Origin of the sequence: Pseudomonas sp. HR96, from assembly GCF_034059295.1 — a bacterium.
Classification (GTDB): Bacteria; Pseudomonadota; Gammaproteobacteria; order Pseudomonadales; family Pseudomonadaceae; genus Aquipseudomonas.
On record NZ_CP139141.1, the window covers coordinates 3524763 to 3543259 of the forward strand.

An 18497-nucleotide genomic window follows, 5' to 3' on the forward strand; every position below is an offset into this window, starting at 1 on the left:
GCCCGCGCTACAGTGCCCCCTCCCGTTCGACCCAGCCGTGCGCCTGCTCGATAAAGTGCAGCACGGCGCTGGAGCGCTCGTCGATGCGCGAAATCAGCGACAGCTCGCTGACCATCTGCGGCTGGCTCAGGGCAAAGATCTGCACCCCCGGCATGCTCAGCCGCGCCATGGGCTCCGGGACGATGCTGATGCCCACACCGGCGGCCACCAGGCCGGGGATGCTCATCAGCGACGGCACGTAGAAAATGTTGTCGGGGTGCAGCTGGTTCTGGCGGCAGGCATGCAGCGTGTGCGAGGTCAGGCCGACGCCGGTCGGGTCCTGCAGGAACACGAACTTCTCGCGCCGCAGGCTGGCCAGGTCGCCGGCGAAGTCGCGGGCCAGCGGGTTGTTGTCCGCCACCAGCAGCACCAGCCGGGAATGGCTGAACGGGTGCGTGCGCAGGCGGTCCGGCAAGTGGTCCTTGAACACCCGGGCAAACGCCAGGTCGATCTTGTGTGCCAGCAGCATCTCGAACTGGGCGCCGATCCCGGCATCGACCAGCGCCACCTTGATCTGCGGGAAACTGCTGAAGTAATGCCGCAGCAGATGCGGCAGGTGATGCTCGAGCAAGGCCGAGTGATAGCCGAGGCTGATCTCTCCCACCTCCCCGCGCCGCGCCCGCCGCGCTGCGGCCACGGCCAGCTCGCTGGCTTCGATCGCCTGCCGGGCATGGGCTTGAAAGGCCAGGCCGGCGGCGGTCAGCACCACGCCGCGGTTGGCCCGGCGGAACAGCGCCACGCCGAGCTCTTGCTCCAGCGTGCGGATCAGCTGGCTCAGCGCCGGTTGCGCGATGCCCAGCTGCTCGGCCGCCTGGCTGAAGTGCTGCAACTGCGCAGCGGCGACGAAGGCTTTGAGGTGACGAAGTTCCATGGGCGCATCCATAAGCCAAGCTTATTGAAATGTGTAGGTTTCGATCATTATTCTGCAAGCCATATGCGCTATCGTCTAGTCGCTGCGGTGGCTTGAATCAACAGCATTCCCCGCCATCGGCCAGCCTGATAACGATAAAAACAACCAGAGCACACCTATGAGCACAGTGACCAGCACACCTCATGATTCGCGCATGTCGCGCAAAGCGGTGACGGCGGCAACCATCGGCACCGCGCTGGAGTGGTTCGATTTCACGCTCTACGGAGCGATGTCCGCCACCATCCTGCCCAAGCTGTTCTTCCCGGCGATGGAGCCGACCGCCGGCCTGCTGGCGTCGCTGGCGACCTTCGGCGTCGGCCTGGCTGCGCGGCCGCTGGGGGCCATCACTTGCGGCTATCTGGGCGACAAGCTGGGCCGGCGCAACCTGATGCTCGCCACCGTCACCATGATGGGCCTGGCCTCGGTGCTGATGGGCCTGCTGCCCACTTACGGCCAGGTGGGCGTCTGGGCTCCCATGCTGCTGGTGCTGCTGCGCATCATCCAGGGCTTTGCGCTGGGCGGTGAATCGACCGGCGCACAATTGATGGCGCTTGAACACGCCCCGCGCGACCGGCGCGGGCGCTACTCGGGGCTGCTGGGGCTGTGTTCGCCGCTCAGCCAGATCCTCGCCAACGCAGTGCTGATGGGCCTGGCAGCAACCCTGAGTGCTGCGCAGTTCGAAAGCTTTGGCTGGCGCATCCCGTTCCTGCTGAGCTTCGTGCTGGTGGTGGTGGCCATCTTCATCCGCCTGAAGGTCGATGAAACGCCGGCCTTCGTCGCCCTCAAGGACAGCGCCCGGCAGACCGCGCGCAGCCCGCTCAAGTCGGCGCTGGGCAGCCATTCGAAAACCATCGTGCGGTTGATGCTGTTCTTCTGCTCGCCGGCGGCTCTGTTCTACCTGATTGTGATCTTTTCCCTCAGCTACCTGACCAAGCATCTGGGGCTGACCCAGGCCATGGGTTTCATGTCGCTGATGGTGGCCAACGTCTGCGCCATCTTCGGCGCCCTGGCCGGGGGCTGGCTGTCCGACCGCTGGGGCCGGCGCAAGGCACTGGCATTCGGCTCGTGCATGACGCTGGTGATCCTGCTGGTGTATTTCCCGGTGCTGAACACCCTGAACATGACAGCGATCATGGTCATCATGGGCCTGTTCCTCGGTTTCACCCAGTTCCAGAGCGGCATCCAGCCGGTGGCCTTTGCCGAAGCCTTTCCCACCCAGGTGCGCTATTCCGGCTCGGCGCTGGCCTATACCGGCGCCAACCTGCTGGTTGGCGGCCCGATGCCGATGATCGCCGTGTGGCTGATGAGCCAGTACGACAATTCGCCATGGCCGCTGGTGTCACTGTGCGCCGCCATCAACCTGATGTCCCTGGCGATGATCGCCATCGGCCCGGAAACCCGCGGCATCGACCTCAACCAGGTCACCACGCAGCAACCCCAGGACCAGGCGCCCGACGCCCTTCTCGCAAAGCCCTATGGCGGACACCCATGAATCGCAGCGTTTTCATTCTCAATGGCCCCAACCTGAACATGCTCGGCCGCCGCGAGCCGCACATCTACGGGCACACCACCCTCGCCGAGATCCGCGCCACCAGCCAGGCCCTGGCGGCTGAACTGGACCTGCAATGCGAGTTTCGCCAGACCAACCATGAAGGGGTAATGGTCGACTGGCTGCAGGAAGCGTTCGAGCAAGGCGCGGCGGTGATCATCAATCCGGCGGGGTTGTCGTTTCACTCCATCCCGGTGCTCGATGCGCTGAAGCTGATCAAGGCGCCGCTGATCGAGCTGCACTTGTCGAACATCCACGGGCGCGACGAACTGCATCGCCATTCGATCATGTCCGGGGCGGTCAATGCGGTCATCTGCGGGCTGGGGGCGGCGGGCTACCCGCTGGCGGTGCGGGCGGTGGCGCAGCTGTTGCAGGTGCAGGAAGAAGCGTCCGCCGATCAGTGAAGCCAATTCACAAGCTCACACAGCCGGTCTTGGCGGTTCAAAGGCTGTGCGCGGCCAGTGTGGACGTTTTCAGCGACTTCACAGCGCCGCAACGCTGTCTATGCACCGAGTATTGTCCACTCCAGCAGAGCCCCTGAGTTGGCCATATCAGCAACCTCAATGCGCGACACAACCTCTTGGGTTCGCTGCATAACGACATCTCTGGCGCTGGTGTAATCGCGAATCAGGCCGGCGACGGCAGTCAGATCCGCCGCTACGCGGTAACCTGCACGGCGGCCTTGCAGGTTTTTCTCGGTGCGTTGCAGCTCCCTGAGGGTGACGCGATGCTCGGATCCCAGGTCCTGCAAGTCGAGCCTCGCCTCCATCAGTTGCACCTGGTTCATGCCGACAAAGTTTTTCGGGTAGCGCCGACCGTCATCGATTTTTGCATCCCAAGAGGGGTCACGCTTCCTCGCCGTGATCATGCCATGCACTTCGCGCCGGCGTTTGGCCACGGCAGTATCGCCTTGGCGACGTTCGTACTCGGCACGCTCATAAGCCGCGTCCTCGTCCCGCAGACGATCCTGCCAGGCGTCGGATTCATTCGGTTGCCCTCTCACGTCCGTCGGGTCGACGGGCTGTGCGCCCAGGTCGCGCGCTGATTGCAAAGTCCTGAGAAAAGCTTGCGCCACTTCGGCATCATCGACACGGGCCCCACGCACCTTGCGGTCGTGGGTCAATGCCCTCTGCTCTTCGCGGCGCTGGTGATCGGCCAGGCGCTCGGCTTGCTGGCGCTTCTCGGTATCGTGGACGATCTGTTGTTGCGCCCGCTGGTCGTGCTGGCGCACCTTGAGGTTGGCCGCGTCAAGTTCCTGTTGATTGTTTGCTCGCTGCTCGGCGCCCGCCTGGTATTGCTTGCCCTCCTCCCGTCGGCGTTCTCTGGCTGCGGCGGTCCGTTGATTCGCCGGCAAGTTCTCATAGTCTCGCTCGCGCTGATCTTCCAGGGCGTCGGTGCGGCGGTCTTCATTGACCTGCCGCTGCAGCCGGTCACGAAGGGCGCGGTCAGCCACCGCCTGGCCGCTCGCTTCGGTGCCTAGTGGGTCCTGTGCAACGTAGGTGCTCAGGGGCGAGGTGTTGAACGCCTGCAAGGTGGCGGTAGAGGCTTGAGCCCTGTCACGGAAGCTGGCCTCTTTGGCCTTGATCAGACCCAGCGTCTCTCTCATGCTGTTTTCAGTCAGCAAGAGGCCTTTGAGACCTGCCTTCTCGACAACTATCTGAATCCACTTGGCGGCGTGTTCCGAGGCCTTGCTCCTCGCATAAAACTCTTTTGCGGTGTCTTTGATGAGTCGGTCGAAGACCATTTCGTACATCCCGTACAGCCATTTGACCATGGCATCCTGAGCGGCCCCGTCATAAGCGTCGATGGCCCCACGCGCGATATTGGTCCCGGTCAAGGTGGCGATCTGCAAAAGGGCTGCGGTTCCATAAAGAGCCATTTTGGCTTTGGGAGGCATCGTGGGGTGGCTGCCGACCCAGCGCAGGCTTGCGCTGATGATCCCACCGATGAAATCGACCCGGTGCAAGACGTCCAGCCAGAAGTTTTCACTTTCCGAGATGGTGGCTCGGTCCATGTTAGCCACCGAGAGTTCCTTCATCTGGTTGGTCTTGACCAGCAATACCTGAGAGAGGGTGGTCTGGTCACATCGGCGCACCGTCACATACCCTGCCGCTGTTCCTGGATCCTGCGCCCTGAATTCTGCCTGTTTCTTGCGAATGTTGGCGACGTACTCAGGTGAGTAGAGTGCGTCTTCGCCACGCGCCTTGTTGTCAGCGTCAAGGAAATTTTGCGTCGAAATATTCCTGAACAGGTATTTCATGACGGCATCGACAGCGCGCGGGTCCACCCGGCCATTGACGATCAGCACGGGAAGGCTGTTCATGATCTCGATGATCGAGGCGAACCGTTGCACGTACATGCGCTGTTTGTCGGCATAACTTGCTACCGATTCATGAACACCGGTGCCCAGAAAGACAATCTCGTCAACCCGGCCGCCCGGCGCTGTTTCGTCGACAAATTCGACGGTGTCCATCAGGGGGCGAGGCGCGGTCAACTCAGCACGCAGCCGGCGTCTTTCAGACATGCTCAAACCGACGTCTTCCAGGAAACGAGGGGGTATTGGAACTGCCTTTATCGCGACCTGATACAGGACCGCGTGGCCGTCCTGCAAGCGCTGCACCGGGTCGTAATCTGCCGTGCCAATGCTGTCGCGCAACATGTGCTGGCCACGCAAGGTCGCTGCCCGCTGCAGTTGCTGTTCATGCTTGCGGTAGAAGGCGTCGAGCTCCTGCAGGTGGCGAACCGGGGTGTCGGTCTCGTCCAGTTCCTTGAAGAAAGGATCATCATACTGTTCGTTGAACGTATTACGTCCCAATTCGTGCTTGCGCATGCCTCGCAGCAGCTTGCCCCAGGTGATACTTTTCTTTTGGGTTTTTTTGCGCGTGTACTTGTCGACTCCTTGAATTTTTTTCTCGTAGTCATCAGCCCGCTGGATATGCTCGCGGAATTTATCCTGGCCGGTCAAACCCGTGACTTTCCAGCGGGGGGCAAATTCGGAAAACCAGTTATCGGCATTGTCTTCCCAGATATCAAATTGCACCTCGGTGGTCAGCTCACTGTCAAAATGAACTCGCAGTGAGCTGGTAGGGTTTTTGGCACGGTGGTCATCGAGAATTTCCTGGCCGAGCTTTTCGATGTAAAGCCATTCGTTCAGCAGGTTCATGGGCACATCGAAACTTTCCTCCTCCAAGCTGCGGAACGCGCGTAGCACCAGACCGTCGGTCCTGCGCCGCTCGGCAATGCGCTCCTGTGTGACTTCGGCAGTGATCTCCACCCTCTCCTGCATCGTCTGCGCAACCGTTTCGCTCTCGGCGGATTTTCTCGAGCCACCTCGCTTGCCAGCCTTGGCTCTTCTAAGCCTTATCCGCGCCCCGCGTGTACCAGGCTGCGGGTCAGCCGAGGCGTGTTGCGACCCCTGCGCTTCTTCACGTTCTTCGTCGCTGACCCACTGTTCCAGCGGCTCGGCCAGAATCTTGTCTATGGCCGTTCGCAGCAACACCGGATCCTGGTAAATGGCATGGCCCGACGGGTACTCCGACAGCAGCCGGTGATCAATCTCGTCAAGGAAGGTGGTGTCTTCGAAGGTCCAGATAGGGCTGTCCAGCACCTGGCCAATCTCGTCGCGCTGGCGCTTGCGTTGATAGGCCTGGGTCGCCCCGTAGATCGTCAGCCCCGCACCCAGCACGCCGAACGCCGCAGCAGCGCCGATCGCGCCTTTGATCTTGTGTTTTCTGGCGTAGGCAATGACCTGCTGCAGGCGACCGGGGTCGGGTTTGACAGTACCGGCCGGGCTTTGGGAGTCGTGCGATGGGGCCAATAACGAAGCAGAATCGGCCACTGTGGCTGAAGCCTCGTCACCCAACGGGACAGTGACATGGCCCGGCGTCGCTATCAGGTATTGGCCATCGGTGCCGGTGTTGGTGTTGGTGTTGGTGTTGGTGTTGGTGTCGATCGCGTCAGGTTGCCCTGTCCTTGACCAATGCCATGCCAGCAGCCCGAACATGCCCGCCACACCGAACGAGGCCGCACCGGCTATCATGTAGGCCGTGGAAGCCTGCATGCGATGCTCAGTTGCCAACGAGCCCTGGTCAGCCGCCATGCGCTTGAGGTCGTCGTTGTAGACATGGCTTACCTCCTGGCTATCGTCTTCGGTGGCCTGCGCGCCGCCCACCATGGCGAACAGGCTGAGGAACCTGCCCACCGGACTACCGCCCCCGAACCACCCAGAGGATAGACCTGACGCGGCGACGGGACCTGAGCCACTGGCCGTGGCCTCTGGTGCCGGACCTGGCGCTTGCGGCCCGAGCAATCCAGCCAGCTGCTCGGGCGCCAGGCCGGTGATTCTGGCCACTACCAAGGTTCGCAGCCGGACCACGTAGCTTTGAACCAGCGGGTCGGTGCTGCTCTGCAGATCGAGCATCAGCTGTGCAAGGCGCTGCATCCAGTTACCGTCGGGGTTCTGCCGGCTGTCATGGCTATAAAGCCGATAGACCTCTGGCAACAAGGTCAATACTTCGGCCAGGCGCAGCAGTCCGGGTGCCCAATCCGCCAGATGCCTGAGGATCCGAGCGAAATAGCCATGCAGCGGTCCGTCGCCGAGCGTGCCCGCGTTCCAGGCGGTAAACAGCTGGCCCAGATCGGCAAAGGCGCTCCATAGCACTTTCACCAGACCGACAAAGCTGTACATCGCTTGCACGATCGGCAGTCGTTTGAGCAGCAATTTTGCTCCGATGCGTGCTGCCTCCACGGCGCTGGTGGGTCGGGTGCCGCTGACGTAGAACATCATCATCGCCAGCACCGGCATCGCCGCAGCGGACAGGGTGCCGTCCTGCCAGCGGCGGGTGACTGCCTCCGTCAACGTCTGCGTGGCCACGCCGACGATACCGCGGCTTATTGCACCTACCTGATCAAAAGCCCCTGCCTGGTCCGAAAGTGCCTGATAGGGCTGCAGCATGGCCTGGCCCAGCGGCGCCCAATAGCCATATTGACTGATGGCCTCGGTCAACGGTACCGGCAAGGCACGCTCGAGAAGCGACAAGTGCGGCGATCGAGCGGCGATGCCGATCAGCCGCTGCAGACCCTGGGCGGGGTTTTCATTCACTTCGGCAGTATCAATGAACTCCCGAGCGATGTTCATGGGCGCGGTGATCTGCCGAGAGAAGTCGTGCGGCAACAAAAGGTCGAACAGTTCGCCCACTTGCGGTTCGGCCATCAATTCAAGCCCCCAACCCAGCTGCTCCTGGAGCGACCCTTGGGCTGGAAAACTCCTTAGCGCTTGCAGCGAGCCGCTTTTTGCTTCGAGTTGCGTCAGGTAGTCACGGACCTCGACGGGCAAGGCCACGCCAGTGCGCAAGGCCCGCTCCAGATTCAACACGGTGACGCTGGCGCGGGCATGGGGCGTGTCCTGCGGCGGCAGCTCGTGGGGTCCCGCCAAGGTCTGGGCGACGGCAGCCAGGCGCATGTTGACGGTCTGCGCCACCAGCCCGCCGAACGAGGTGTGCAGCCCGGTGCCGAGCAACTGGACTGCAGCGGCATGCGGGTAGTCGACTGCGCCGGGCTTGATCAGCCTCTTGAAACGTCTGATGACTTGGGCCCAGTCACTGAAAAAGTCGGGGAGCCACTGCAGGTCTTGCGGAAGGACAAGCTTGGCCATCTCGACCGGAGTCAGTACCCGCATCAGGGCGGCAACGCTGCTTTCGTCCTCTACGGGCTGATGGTCCTGCAACAGTTCCAACAGCTTGATCAAGCGCGGCAAGGCGATGTCCAGTGCGCTTTGCGTGGTCGGTTCGAAAGGCGCCACCGGCGCAAGTGACATGATATTGCGCAACAGCCGTAGCGGGGTGAGCAGACTGCCGATCAGGCTGGCCTCGCCAGGTTCCATTGCGGCTTGCACTTCAACAGCGAGGTCGAGCAGCGTTTCCATCTCCGGGCTGAGGGTCACTCCTGCACGCCGCTTCGCTTCGCGTAACCGCTCGGCGGCGTGCGCCTCGCCACGTAACGCCGCCAGCGCGTGCAGCAGCGCCGCGACATCGACTTGTGGCAGACCCACCTTGATCGCTCGCTGCAGCAAGCCCAGCAATGCAGGCAGGACGAGCGCCTTGAGGGTTTCGTACCACAGGCGGGTACGGGTTTTGGCCGCGTCTGGCGTGGCGGGTTTGGCCGTCTGCGGCAGCCACACGGCATCGGGCAATCTCGGCCCGGCCATCACCGCGCTCATCTGCTCGATCGCGTGTTGATCGACTGGGGCCACGCTGCTTTCGGGCTGGCGGGTGATTGGAGGGGCATGCAGCGTCATGAACCAGCTCCGATGAGTGCTGCACTCAGTATTCAGAAGCTGGCTCGGTTTTCCATATTTGATTTTTGCCAAATCAACGCGTTCTGTACGCTCGATGACACTGCGGCCCTGCTCGTCAGCGGCCAGCAGTTGCGGCGTGCAGCATGTGCCGCTGCCACTTGCAGGAGGGCAACCTGAAATAGCGTTTCGTGGTAGACATGGGCGGGCTCCAGCGCAAAGCTGTGCGCTTCCCATTCTGGAGTGGCGCCATGAACAATGATCTCTTCGAAAAAGGCTTCGCCAACCGTAAAGCCGTGCTCGGTGAAGCCCATGTGGAAAAAGCCTGGGCGGCGGCCGATGACTTCAACCGGCCGATGCAGGCGTTGGTCACCGAATACTGCTGGGGCGCCATCTGGGGCGACGACACCCTGCCGTTCAAGACCCGCAGCCTGCTCAACCTGGCCATGCTCACCGCGATGAGTCAGCACCATGAGCTGGCCGGGCATGTAAAAGGGGCGTTGAACAACGGGGTGACCAAGGAAGAGGTCCGCGCGGTACTGATGCAGGCGGGTATCTACTGCGGGGTGCCGCTGGCGCTGGCGGCTTTTCGGGTCGCGAGCGAGGCGATCAAGGTTTGGGAGGGTGAGCAGCCGGCTTGATCGGGTAGTGGCTGTCTGGTGCTGCCATGCGCAAGAATGACCTGGCGTTCTTCCTCTCGCTATTTGCGTCGCTGCTGGCGGTGATGGCGGTGATGGCGGCGGTGCTGGGAGGGGGTGCGCTGTAATGGTTTGCCAGGGGGCGTGGGGAGAATCCGAACGATCGAAGCCTATGAGGCACGCATTGGCATTGGTTAAAATCTGTAACACAACCAAAGCCCAGCCGCGTTGCCGGACGTTTTTTTTGTGCTTACGATCAAATCATGATTATCTATGACGAAACAAAGCGCCAATCCAATATCGTCAAACATGGTTTCGATTTGGCCCAGGCGGGTCTGGTGTACGACTCGCCGGACAAAATCACGCTCTGCACACAACGTCATGGCGAAGACCGATGGATAGATATGGCCATGGTCAAGATCCTGGGTATGGTTCTCGTACTGGTGTACGTGGAACGCGGCCAGGACATCCGGGCAATTTCATTGCGCCGCGCATCCAGACAGGAGAGAAAACTTTATGAAAGTTACCGACATGACTGATTGGGATCGCGTAAAACGCGAAGCTGCTGCCGATGCGCCCATCGCTCAGGACGCGGACGATCTCTACAACCCGAACGATGAGGAGGCCGTCACTGCATTCTTCGAGCAGGCAGTGGTTCGCCGCCGTGGCGAGCGCGGCCCCCAGAAATCTCCAGTGAAGGCCAGGGTGTCGTTACGACTCTCGCCAGAGGTGGTGGAGTACTTCAAAGCCAGCGGTAGCGGCTGGCAGACACGCATGGATCAGGCGTTGAAGGAATACGTGAGCCAGCACCCACGTCCAGTGTGGTGATCGTGCAAGCGCCTGGCGGCCCTCGACAGCAAAACTTGCACAAACAAAAAAGCCCTGAAAATTCAGGGCTTTATCGTCGAGATTTGGCGGAAGCGTAGAGATTCGAACTCTAGGGGCTTTGACACCCGGCGGTTTTCAAGACCGCTGCCATAGGCCACTCGGCCACGCTTCCAGATTTGTTGCGGGCGCCATGATACCGGATTGAAACACCCTGTCAAACTCCATCGCTGGCCGCTTTGGCGCGGTCTGGTATGATCTTGATTCTAAACATTTCAGCACGAGCTATTTACGTGCGAAACCTGCTACAACAGACACCAGCTCTACCATTACCGCACTATTAGGAGTGTCCGCCATGCGCGAACAGGATTATGCAGTTAATAATGGCTCGCAGGCTCAGCAGCTAGAAGTTAGCCGCGTCCTGCGCAACACCTACGGCCTGCTGGCCCTGACCTTGGCTTTCAGTGGCCTGACCGCCTACATTTCCCAGCAGATGCACGTCGGCTACCCGAATATCTTCGTGGTGCTGATCGGCTTCTACGGGTTGTTCTTCCTCACCAACAAGCTGCGCGATTCGGCGTGGGGCCTGGTGTCGGCGTTCGCCCTGACCGGCTTCATGGGTTACCTGCTCGGCCCTATCCTCAACCGCTACCTGGGCATGCAGGGCGGCGCTGAAGTGGTCAGCTCGGCCTTCGCCATGACCGCTCTGGTGTTCGGTGGCCTGTCGGCCTACGTGCTGATGACCCGCAAGGACATGAGCTTCCTCGGTGGCTTCATCACCGTCGGCTTCTTCGTGTTGCTGGGCGCTACGCTGGCGAGCATGTTCTTCCAGATCAGCGGGCTGCAACTGGCGATCAGCGCCGGCTTCGTGCTGTTCTCGTCGGTGTGCATCCTGTTCCAGACCAGCGCGATCATCCACGGTGGCGAGCGTAACTACATCATGGCGACCATCAGCCTGTATGTATCGATCTACAACCTGTTCATCAGCCTGTTGCAGATCTTCGGCATCATGGGTCGCGATGACTGAGGCTGGTTGTCGACTGTCCGGCTCACTGCCCACAAAAAAAGCCCGCTGAAAAGCGGGCTTTTTCGTTGGTCGCGGGCAAGAGCTCGGGGCGCTGCCCCCTCCCACCTGAGCTCCTGAGCCTAATGCACCTGGGCAAAGTCACTCAGCACATCGTCGCGCAGCGCGATGAACGCCGCGTCGCTGCGATTGCGCGGGCGTGGCAGGTCGATGTCGAGGATGCGACGTATGCGCCCGGGGTTGGGTTGCATGACCACCACCCGGTCGCCGAGGAACACCGCTTCGTCGACGTCGTGGGTCACCAGAATCATGGTGATCCCTTCCTTGGCCCAGATCTGTTGCAGCTCACCTTGCAGGCGGGTACGGGTCAGGGCATCCAGTGCCCCCAGCGGCTCGTCGAGCAGCAGCACGCTGGGCCGGTTGACCAGGCCGCGGGCGATGGCCACCCGCTGGGCCATGCCGCCGGATATCTGATGCGGGTAACTGCTGGCGAAGTCTTGCAGGCCCACCAGCTCGATATGCTCGCGCACGCTGTCGCGCTTCTGCGTGGCCGTCAAGGGTGCGTTTTTCAGGCCCACGGCAACGTTCTGCTCGACAGTCAGCCAAGGGAACAGGCGATGGTCCTGGAAGACGATACCGCGATCCAGGCCGGTGCCGCGAATCGGCTTGCCGTCGAGCAGGATGCGCCCTTCGTAGTCCTCGTCCAGGCCGAGAATCAAGCGCAGCAACGTCGACTTGCCGCAGCCGCTGGCGCCGACGATGCTGATGAACTCGCCGGCGGCGATGTCCAGGTGGATGCCGTCAAGCACTTGCAGCTGGCTGCGCGCACCCGGCTGCGCGGCGAAGCGCTTGCTGATGTTTTCCAGGGTCAGGCTGTTGCGAGTCATGGCCAGTCCTTGCAGATAAAGTGAGTCAGCGTGGTGCCACGCCGTACAGATGCTGCAGCCGGCGCTCCAGGCGCCGCGCCAGGGTGTTCAGGGCAAAGCCGACCAGACCGATGACGATCATGCCGAACAGCACCAGGTCCATCATGAAGTGCTCGCTGCCGTCGATCAGCGTGTTGCCGATGCCCTCCCCCGACACCAGCAGGTATTCAGCGCCGATGGTGGCCAGCCACGAGTAGACCAGGGCCAGGTACAGGCCGGTGAAGATCGACGGCAACGCAGCCGGCAGCATGACGCCGATGATGGTCTGCCAGCGCGTGAAGCGGTACACCCGCGCCACTTCCAGCAAACTGGGCGGCACGCCGCGCAGGCCGTCGCAGGTGTTGACCACCACGGGCACCAGGGCGGCCAGCGAGAGGAACACCACCTTGGCCACGTCGCCGAGGCCGAACCACACTGAAATCAGCGGGATCCAGGCGAACAGGGAAATCTGTTTGAAGGTGTTGAAGCTGGGCCCGACCAGGCGTTCGGCCAAAGGCGACAGCCCCAGCACGCAGCCCAACACCAGGCCCAGCAGCGTGCCAATGACGAAGCCGCTGAGGTTGCGCGCGAGGCTTGAACCGATGGCCCGCCAGAACTGTGCAGAGCTGACCTGGTCCCAGGCAGTGGCCGCGACCTTTTGCGGCGAGACCAGCAGCCCCGAATGGCTCCAGCCCAGCGCCGAGGCCAGCCACCACAGGGCGATCAGGCCCAGTGGCAGTACCCAGCCGCGCCAGGCACGGCGTTGATGGAACACCTGAGTACTCATGCCATGCCACTCCCGTGCGCCGATCGGCCCTGCCGACCGCCAAGCCGTTGCTCGGCCAGGTCGAACAGTCGGTCGATCAACCAGCCGACGGCACCGACCACTACCACTGCAGCCATCACCAGATCCAGCTGGAACAGCTGGCGTCCGTAAACGATCAGGTAGCCCAGGCCTTCGCTGGAGGCCACCAGTTCGACCACCACCAGCGACAGCCAGGCCTTGGTAAAGCCCAGGCGCAGCCCGGTGAACAAGGTTGGCACGGCAGCCGGCAACACGATGGCGAGCACCTGCTGGCGGTCGCTGAAGCCATAGACCCGACCGACTTCCAGCAGCCCTGCGGGAGCCTGGCGAAAGGCCTGCAAGGTGCACAGGGTCACGGGCACCATGGCCGCCATGGCGATCAGCGCATACTTGAGCGGCTCGCCGATGCCGAACAGCAGCAAGGCGAACGGCAACCAGCCCAGCACCGGAATCTGCACCATGGCGTTGAAGGTCGGGAACAGGTACTCCTCGGCGCTGCGCGACAACCCCATCACCAGGCCCAGCGACAGGCCGATCACCGCCCCCAGGCCAAAGCCGACGACGACCCGCTGCAGGCTGGCGGCCGCGTTGCGCCACAGGTCGCCGCTGACCACCAGATCATGCAGGGCGTCGTAGACATAGGCCGGCGGCGGCAACACCTGCTCGGGCAGCCAACCTTGGCGAGTGCCGAGCTGCCACAGGGCGAACAGCGCCAGCGGCAACAGCCACGGCAGGCCGAACCGCTGCAGGCGCGCCCGCCACAGCGCGAACCGGCGGGGCGCCACCGCCACCTGTCGCGGCGCGCGCAGGGGTGCCGGGGGCAGGCGCTTGACGACAGGTGCCGCAGCCGGTGGCGCCAGGAGGCGAGCGTTAGCCTTGGCCATCAGGGTCAACCTCCGCTGGCCACCGGCGTCGCCGATGCCGTGCTGTTGGCCGGTTGTTTGCCGTCAGGCGCGTAGGGGGTCCAGTAGTTTTCCAGGCCCTTGGCCTTGAGGGCGGTGTCCAGGTAACGCGCGTCGAACCAGCCGTCGATGCTTACCGGGCGGCGGATCAGTTTTTCTTCCTTGGCCTGGTCGGCCACTGCCTGGTAGCGGGTGCGCAGGAAGGGGTCGATCAGGGGCGAAGCGCTGTCGCGCAGGCTGACATGGGCAAAGTCGGCCTTGAGCGAAGCGAGTGGCTCGTTGGCCTTGGTCCATTCGGCCAGCACCGCGTCGCGGTTGGCCGGCTCGGATTCCCATTTTGCCGCGTCGACCAGGGTGTCGACGACTTTCTGCACGTTCTCGGGATGTTCTTTCTCGTACGGCCCGCGCACCACCAGGGCCAACTGGCGGGTGTAGCGGACATCGCCCTGGGGGTTGTCGTAGATGACGTCGGCCAGGCCCTCGTCGCGCAGCTTGAACAGCTCGCGACCACCGAAGGCGGCGTCCACGCCCTTGGAGGCCAAGGCGGCCTGACTGCTGCCGGCGTCGAGGTTGATGACCTTGAGGTCACGCTCGGTCAGGCCATGGGCCGCCAGCAGGTTGATTGCCACCAGGTGGGCGTTGGTGCCGCGAAACAGTGCCACCTTCTTGCCCTTGAGGTCCTCGATGGTCTTGATGTCCGAGCCCTTGGGCACCGCCAGGTAGACATTGGAGCGTACCCCGATGGCCGCCAGCAGCTTGGTGTCCAGACCGTTGGAGCGGGCCACCACCTGGGGCAGGTCGCCCTCGTAGGCGAAGTCCAGCTGCTGGTTGGACAGCGCCTCGTTGATCGCCGGCCCCGCCCCCTTGAAGAAGAACCACTGGACCTCGGTGCCTGTGCCGGCAAAGGCTTTTTCCAGCAATTGCTGATTGCGCACCACGCTCAGTGGCGAACCGCCAAAAGTGATCGGGTCGCCGCCGCCCGCACTGGCAACGCCGATGCGCAGTACGTCGGCCTGGGCACCTGCCGTCAGGCACAAGCCCAGCAAACCGAAAACGGCCTGACGCGAGCGGTTGAAGCGGAAATTGGACTTGGCCATCGAGCGTATCCTTACCGGTAAAGGGCGACCATCAGGCCGCAAGGTGTTTTTTGTCGGCTTCGGTCTTTGGCGAGCGCGCATCGGGCGAAGGCAGCAGCGCCTGGCTCGGGCGTCCGTCCACGCCGACCGGCACATCGCCAGCGACGGTGGTGCGACGGACGATGCGCTCGGCGTCGCCGTAGTCGTTGACGGCGATATGTTGGGTAGCGCGGTTGTCCCAGATCACCACGTCGCCCTGCTGCCAGCGCCAGCGCACGGTGTTGTCGACGTGGGTGATGCGGTCGTGGAACAGGCGCACCAGCTGCTTGGAGTCGTTGCTGCTGACACCCTGGATATGCTTGAGGAAGTGCCCGAGCAGCAAGGTGCGCTCGCCGGTTTCCGGATGCACGCGGACCAGCGGATGCTCGGTCTCGTAGACCTGGGCGGTGAACTGCTCGCGATAGCGCTTGCGCCCCGCCTCCCCGGTATCGCGCGGCGCGGCATAGTCGTAGACGTTGGTATGCACCGCGCGCAGGCTGTCGGCCAGGGTCTGCAGCGGCCCTGGCAGGTCGGCGTAGGCCGTGGCGGTGTTGGCCCACACGGTGTCGCCGCCGTAGGGCGGAATCACCACCCCGCGCAGGATGGAAATCTTCGGGTAGTTGGCGACGAACGTGACGTCGGTGTGCCAGGAGTTGGCGCGGGTTTCCTTGGCGTCCAGATGCAGGATGGCATTGCTCTGCTCGGCCGAGCGTACCGTGGGGTGCGGCACCTGGTCGCCGAAACGGCGCGAGAAGGCTTCGTGCTGCTCGTCGCTCAGGTGCTGTTCACGCAAGAACAGCACCTTGTACTTGAGCAGCGCCTGGTTGATGAAAGTGAAATCGGCCGCGCTGATGTCGCCGGCCAGATCGATGCCGTCCAATTGCGCGCCGATACGGCCGGCCACCGGTTTGATCTGGATCGCCATGGGAACTCCTTTCTCGGGTTTGTTGTGGGCCAGATCATAAATGCATAAAAAACAGAACGACCAATCACTAATTTGCATATCAATAGTGTGAGAAATTCTGTCGAGCGGCAGCCCTGGTGAATGCAAGCCTGAGCTTTTTCATGCGCCAGGCTTTATCATTCGCGCTATATCGCCAGCCAGAGCCCCCCATGAAATTCGCCATTGCCCTGTTTGCCCCCGCCCATGCGCCCTCCTCGCGCCGCGCATTGCGCTTTGCCGAGGCGGTGTTGGCGGGCGGCCATGAAATCGTCCGGCTGTTTTTCTATCAGGACGGCGTCAACAGCGCCTCGGGCAACGTCGTGGCGCCCCAGGACGAACTGGACACCGCACGGCAGTGGCGTGAATTCGTCGAGCACCATCGGCTCGACGCCGTGGTGTGCATCGCCGCCGCCTTGCGCCGCGGTGTGCTAGACGAGCAGGAAGCCACGCGCCACAGCCGCCCGGCGGCCAACCTGCCGCAGCCCTGGGTGCTGTCCGGCCTGGGCCAGCTGCACGAAGCCGCGCAGCAAGCCGATCGCCTGATCAGCTTCGGGGGTGCCTGATGGCCAAGTCGATGCTGATCATCAGCCGCCAGGCGCCGTGGTCCGGGACCGGGCCGCGCGAAGCGCTGGACATTGCCTTGGCCGGTGGCGCCTACGACCTGCCGTTGGCCATGCTGTTTCTCGACGACGGCGTATTCCAGCTGGCAACTGCGCAGCAACCCGCCCGGTTACAGCAGAAAGACCTGGCCGCCAACCTGGCCGCCCTGCCGATGTTCGGCGTTGACGAGCTCTATGTGTGCAGCGCCAGCCTGGCCCGCCGCGGCTTGTTGCAGCTGGCACCGAGCCTGCCGGCGCAAGTACTGGGAGACGCCGCACTGGCCGCCCTGATCGATCGATTCGACTGTGTGATGACCCTCTGATGACGACCTTGCACGTGCTTTCCCACTCGCCTTTCAGCGACAGCCGTTTCGACAGCTGCCTGCGCCTGCTCGGCGCGCACGATGGCCTGCTGCTCAGCGGCGACGCGGTGTACGCCTTGCAGCCTGGTACCGCGGCGCTGGCAGCCCTCGAGCAGCGTCAACTGCGGCTCTACGCCCTGGCCGAAGACCTCGAGGCGCGCGGCCTGCAGGCGACGGCGCAGGTCGCCGCCCTGGACTACCCGGCGTTCGTCCAGCTGACCCTCGACTACGACAAGGTCAACAGCTGGCTATGAATGCGTTGAACATCGACTCGCGCAGCATCGGGCTGGACAAGGATGGCTTTCTGGTCGACCTTGACGACTGGAACCCGGCGGTGGCCCGGGCGCTGGCCGAGCGCGAAGGCATCGCCCTGACCGACGAGCACTGGGAGGTGCTGCAGCTGCTGCGCGCGTTCTACGAAGAGTTTCAGCTGTCACCGGCCACCCGCCCGCTGATCAAGTACACCGCGCTCAAGCTGGGCGCCGACAAGGGCAACAGCCTGCACCTGAACCGCCTGTTCAACGGCACTCCCGCCAAACTCGCCGCGAAGCTCGCGGGCCTGCCCAAGCCGACCAACTGCATATGACCGACCTCGCCCCCCTGACCCTCACGACCCCGACCGAGCATCCCTTCGCAGTGTTCGTGCGCATCCTCGGCAAAGGCAAGCGCGGCGCGCGCAACCTGACCCGCGAGGAAGCTGCCGAGGCCATGGGCATGATCCTCGATGGCGCGGTGGAGCCGGCGCAACTGGGCGCATTCCTGATGCTGTTGCGGCACAAGGAAGAGAGCGCGGAGGAGCTCGCCGGCTTCACCGACGCCCTGCGCCGCCGCCTGCAGGTGCCGCCACTGGCGGTGGACATCGACTGGCCCAGCTACGCCGGCAAGAAGCGCCACCTGCCCTGGTACCTGCTGGCGGCCAAGACGCTGGCCGCCAACGGCCTGCGCATTTTCATGCACGGTGCCGGGGCGCACACCGCCGGGCGCCTGTACACCGAGCAGTTGCTGGGGGTGCTGGACATTCCCCTGTGCCGCGACTGGGCGGCCGTGCAGGTGGCCATGGACAATCGCCAGCCGGCTTTCATGCCGCTGGCCGACTGGGCGCCCGCGTTCCAGCAGATGATCGACCTGCGCAACATCCTCGGCCTGCGCTCGCCAATCCATTCGCTGGCGCGGTTGCTCAACCCGCTAGGGGCCAAGGTCGGCCTGCAGAGCATCTTTCACCCCGGCTACCAGGCGGTGCACCGCGACGCCAGCACCCTGCTGGGTGACAACGTCATCGTCATCAAGGGCGACGGCGGCGAGATCGAGATCAACCCCGACACCCTCAGCCACCTCTACGGCACCACGGCCCACGTCGCCTGGGACGAAGAGTGGCCAGCGCTGGCCGAGCAACGCCACGTCAAGCCGGCCAGCCTCGATCCCGCGCAATTGCTCGCCGTATGGCGCGGCGAGCAGGCCGACAGCTACGGTGAAAAAGCCGTGCTGGCGACCATTGCCCTGGCCCTGCGCGGCCTCGGCCAGCCGCGCGAACAGGCATTCGCCAACGCCGAGCGCTATTGGCTCAACCGCACGACCTGACCGGGGCGCAG

General features: G+C 63.2%; 18 protein-coding genes and 1 tRNA gene. 11 read left to right on the top strand and 8 right to left on the bottom strand.

What is annotated here, in order from left to right; genetic code table 11:
• Positions 1–7 precede the first annotated feature (7 nt).
• Positions 8–910: a LysR family transcriptional regulator gene (locus SFA35_RS15755; protein ID WP_320571474.1), complete on the bottom strand. Its 903-nt coding sequence runs from the start codon at positions 908–910 to the stop codon at positions 8–10.
• Positions 911–1067: 157 nt separating this feature from the next.
• Between SFA35_RS15755 and SFA35_RS15760 the strand changes: the two genes are divergently transcribed.
• Positions 1068–2441 (top strand): MFS transporter, encoded by a 1374-nt coding sequence (locus SFA35_RS15760; protein ID WP_320571475.1) that lies wholly within the window; start codon positions 1068–1070, stop codon positions 2439–2441.
• A complete protein-coding gene (locus SFA35_RS15765; protein WP_320571476.1) occupies positions 2438–2902 on the top strand; it encodes a type II 3-dehydroquinate dehydratase in 465 nt (154 codons plus the stop codon). The genes SFA35_RS15760 and SFA35_RS15765 overlap by 4 nt, the downstream gene beginning before the upstream one ends.
• A gap of 98 nt (positions 2903–3000) precedes the next feature.
• Here the strand turns inward: SFA35_RS15765 and SFA35_RS15770 are convergent, their stop codons facing one another.
• Positions 3001–8793, bottom strand: coding sequence for a hypothetical protein (locus SFA35_RS15770; RefSeq protein ID WP_320571477.1), 5793 nt, complete (start codon positions 8791–8793; stop codon positions 3001–3003).
• A gap of 248 nt (positions 8794–9041) precedes the next feature.
• Here SFA35_RS15770 and SFA35_RS15775 point away from each other — a divergent pair, with 248 nt between their 5' ends.
• The 3 genes from SFA35_RS15775 to SFA35_RS15785 all read left to right on the top strand — a co-directional run bounded on the left by SFA35_RS15775 (position 9042) and on the right by SFA35_RS15785 (position 10256).
• Positions 9042–9431: a carboxymuconolactone decarboxylase family protein gene (locus SFA35_RS15775; RefSeq protein ID WP_320571478.1), complete on the top strand. Its 390-nt coding sequence runs from the start codon at positions 9042–9044 to the stop codon at positions 9429–9431.
• Between the two features lie 260 nt (positions 9432–9691).
• Positions 9692–9967 (top strand): BrnT family toxin, encoded by a 276-nt coding sequence (locus SFA35_RS15780; protein WP_320571479.1) that lies wholly within the window; start codon positions 9692–9694, stop codon positions 9965–9967.
• On the top strand, positions 9945–10256 hold the full coding sequence (locus SFA35_RS15785; RefSeq protein WP_320571480.1) for a BrnA antitoxin family protein: 312 nt from the start codon (positions 9945–9947) through the stop codon (positions 10254–10256). Before SFA35_RS15780 ends, SFA35_RS15785 begins: the two co-directional genes overlap by 23 nt.
• Before the next feature lie 84 nt (positions 10257–10340).
• Here the strand turns inward: SFA35_RS15785 and SFA35_RS15790 are convergent.
• A tRNA-Ser gene (locus SFA35_RS15790) sits at positions 10341–10428 on the bottom strand.
• Positions 10429–10608: 180 nt separating this feature from the next.
• Here SFA35_RS15790 and SFA35_RS15795 point away from each other — a divergent pair.
• Positions 10609–11280 (top strand): Bax inhibitor-1/YccA family protein, encoded by a 672-nt coding sequence (locus tag SFA35_RS15795; RefSeq protein ID WP_320571481.1) that lies wholly within the window; start codon positions 10609–10611, stop codon positions 11278–11280.
• A 119-nt stretch (positions 11281–11399) separates the two neighbouring features.
• On the opposite strand, the gene SFA35_RS15800 is transcribed toward SFA35_RS15795, so the two are convergent.
• The 5 genes from SFA35_RS15800 to SFA35_RS15820 are packed head-to-tail and all read right to left on the bottom strand — an operon-like array spanning position 11400 to position 15929.
• Positions 11400–12164 carry an ABC transporter ATP-binding protein gene (locus tag SFA35_RS15800; RefSeq protein WP_320571482.1) on the bottom strand — a complete coding sequence of 255 codons (765 nt, stop codon included), beginning with the start codon at positions 12162–12164 and terminating at the stop codon, positions 11400–11402.
• 25 nt (positions 12165–12189) lie between these two features.
• A complete protein-coding gene (locus SFA35_RS15805; RefSeq protein ID WP_320571483.1) occupies positions 12190–12969 on the bottom strand; it encodes an ABC transporter permease in 780 nt (259 codons plus the stop codon).
• Positions 12966–13871, bottom strand: coding sequence for an ABC transporter permease (locus SFA35_RS15810; RefSeq protein ID WP_320571484.1), 906 nt, complete (start codon positions 13869–13871; stop codon positions 12966–12968). The genes SFA35_RS15805 and SFA35_RS15810 overlap by 4 nt, the downstream gene beginning before the upstream one ends.
• Positions 13872–13876: 5 nt before the next feature.
• A complete protein-coding gene (locus SFA35_RS15815; protein WP_320571485.1) occupies positions 13877–14986 on the bottom strand; it encodes an ABC transporter substrate-binding protein in 1110 nt (369 codons plus the stop codon).
• 31 nt (positions 14987–15017) lie between these two features.
• Positions 15018–15929 carry a TauD/TfdA family dioxygenase gene (locus SFA35_RS15820; RefSeq protein WP_320571486.1) on the bottom strand — a complete coding sequence of 304 codons (912 nt, stop codon included), beginning with the start codon at positions 15927–15929 and terminating at the stop codon, positions 15018–15020.
• A 188-nt stretch (positions 15930–16117) separates the two neighbouring features.
• Between SFA35_RS15820 and tusD the strand changes: the two genes are divergently transcribed.
• From tusD to SFA35_RS15845, 5 genes are read left to right on the top strand one after another with little or no spacing between them, the layout of a single operon-like run.
• Positions 16118–16510 carry a sulfurtransferase complex subunit TusD gene (gene tusD / locus SFA35_RS15825; RefSeq protein WP_320571487.1) on the top strand — a complete coding sequence of 131 codons (393 nt, stop codon included), beginning with the start codon at positions 16118–16120 and terminating at the stop codon, positions 16508–16510.
• Positions 16510–16869, top strand: coding sequence for a sulfurtransferase complex subunit TusC (gene tusC, locus SFA35_RS15830; protein ID WP_320571488.1), 360 nt, complete (start codon positions 16510–16512; stop codon positions 16867–16869). The genes tusD and tusC overlap by 1 nt, the downstream gene beginning before the upstream one ends.
• A complete protein-coding gene (tusB, locus tag SFA35_RS15835; protein ID WP_320571489.1) occupies positions 16869–17162 on the top strand; it encodes a sulfurtransferase complex subunit TusB in 294 nt (97 codons plus the stop codon). Before tusC ends, tusB begins: the two co-directional genes overlap by 1 nt.
• Positions 17159–17494, top strand: a complete 336-nt coding sequence (locus SFA35_RS15840) for a TusE/DsrC/DsvC family sulfur relay protein (RefSeq protein ID WP_320571490.1) — start codon at positions 17159–17161, stop codon at positions 17492–17494. The genes tusB and SFA35_RS15840 overlap by 4 nt, the downstream gene beginning before the upstream one ends.
• Complete coding sequence (locus SFA35_RS15845) at positions 17491–18486, top strand: glycosyl transferase family protein (protein ID WP_320571491.1); 996 nt, start codon at positions 17491–17493, stop codon at positions 18484–18486. Before SFA35_RS15840 ends, SFA35_RS15845 begins: the two co-directional genes overlap by 4 nt.
• Positions 18487–18497 lie beyond the last annotated feature (11 nt).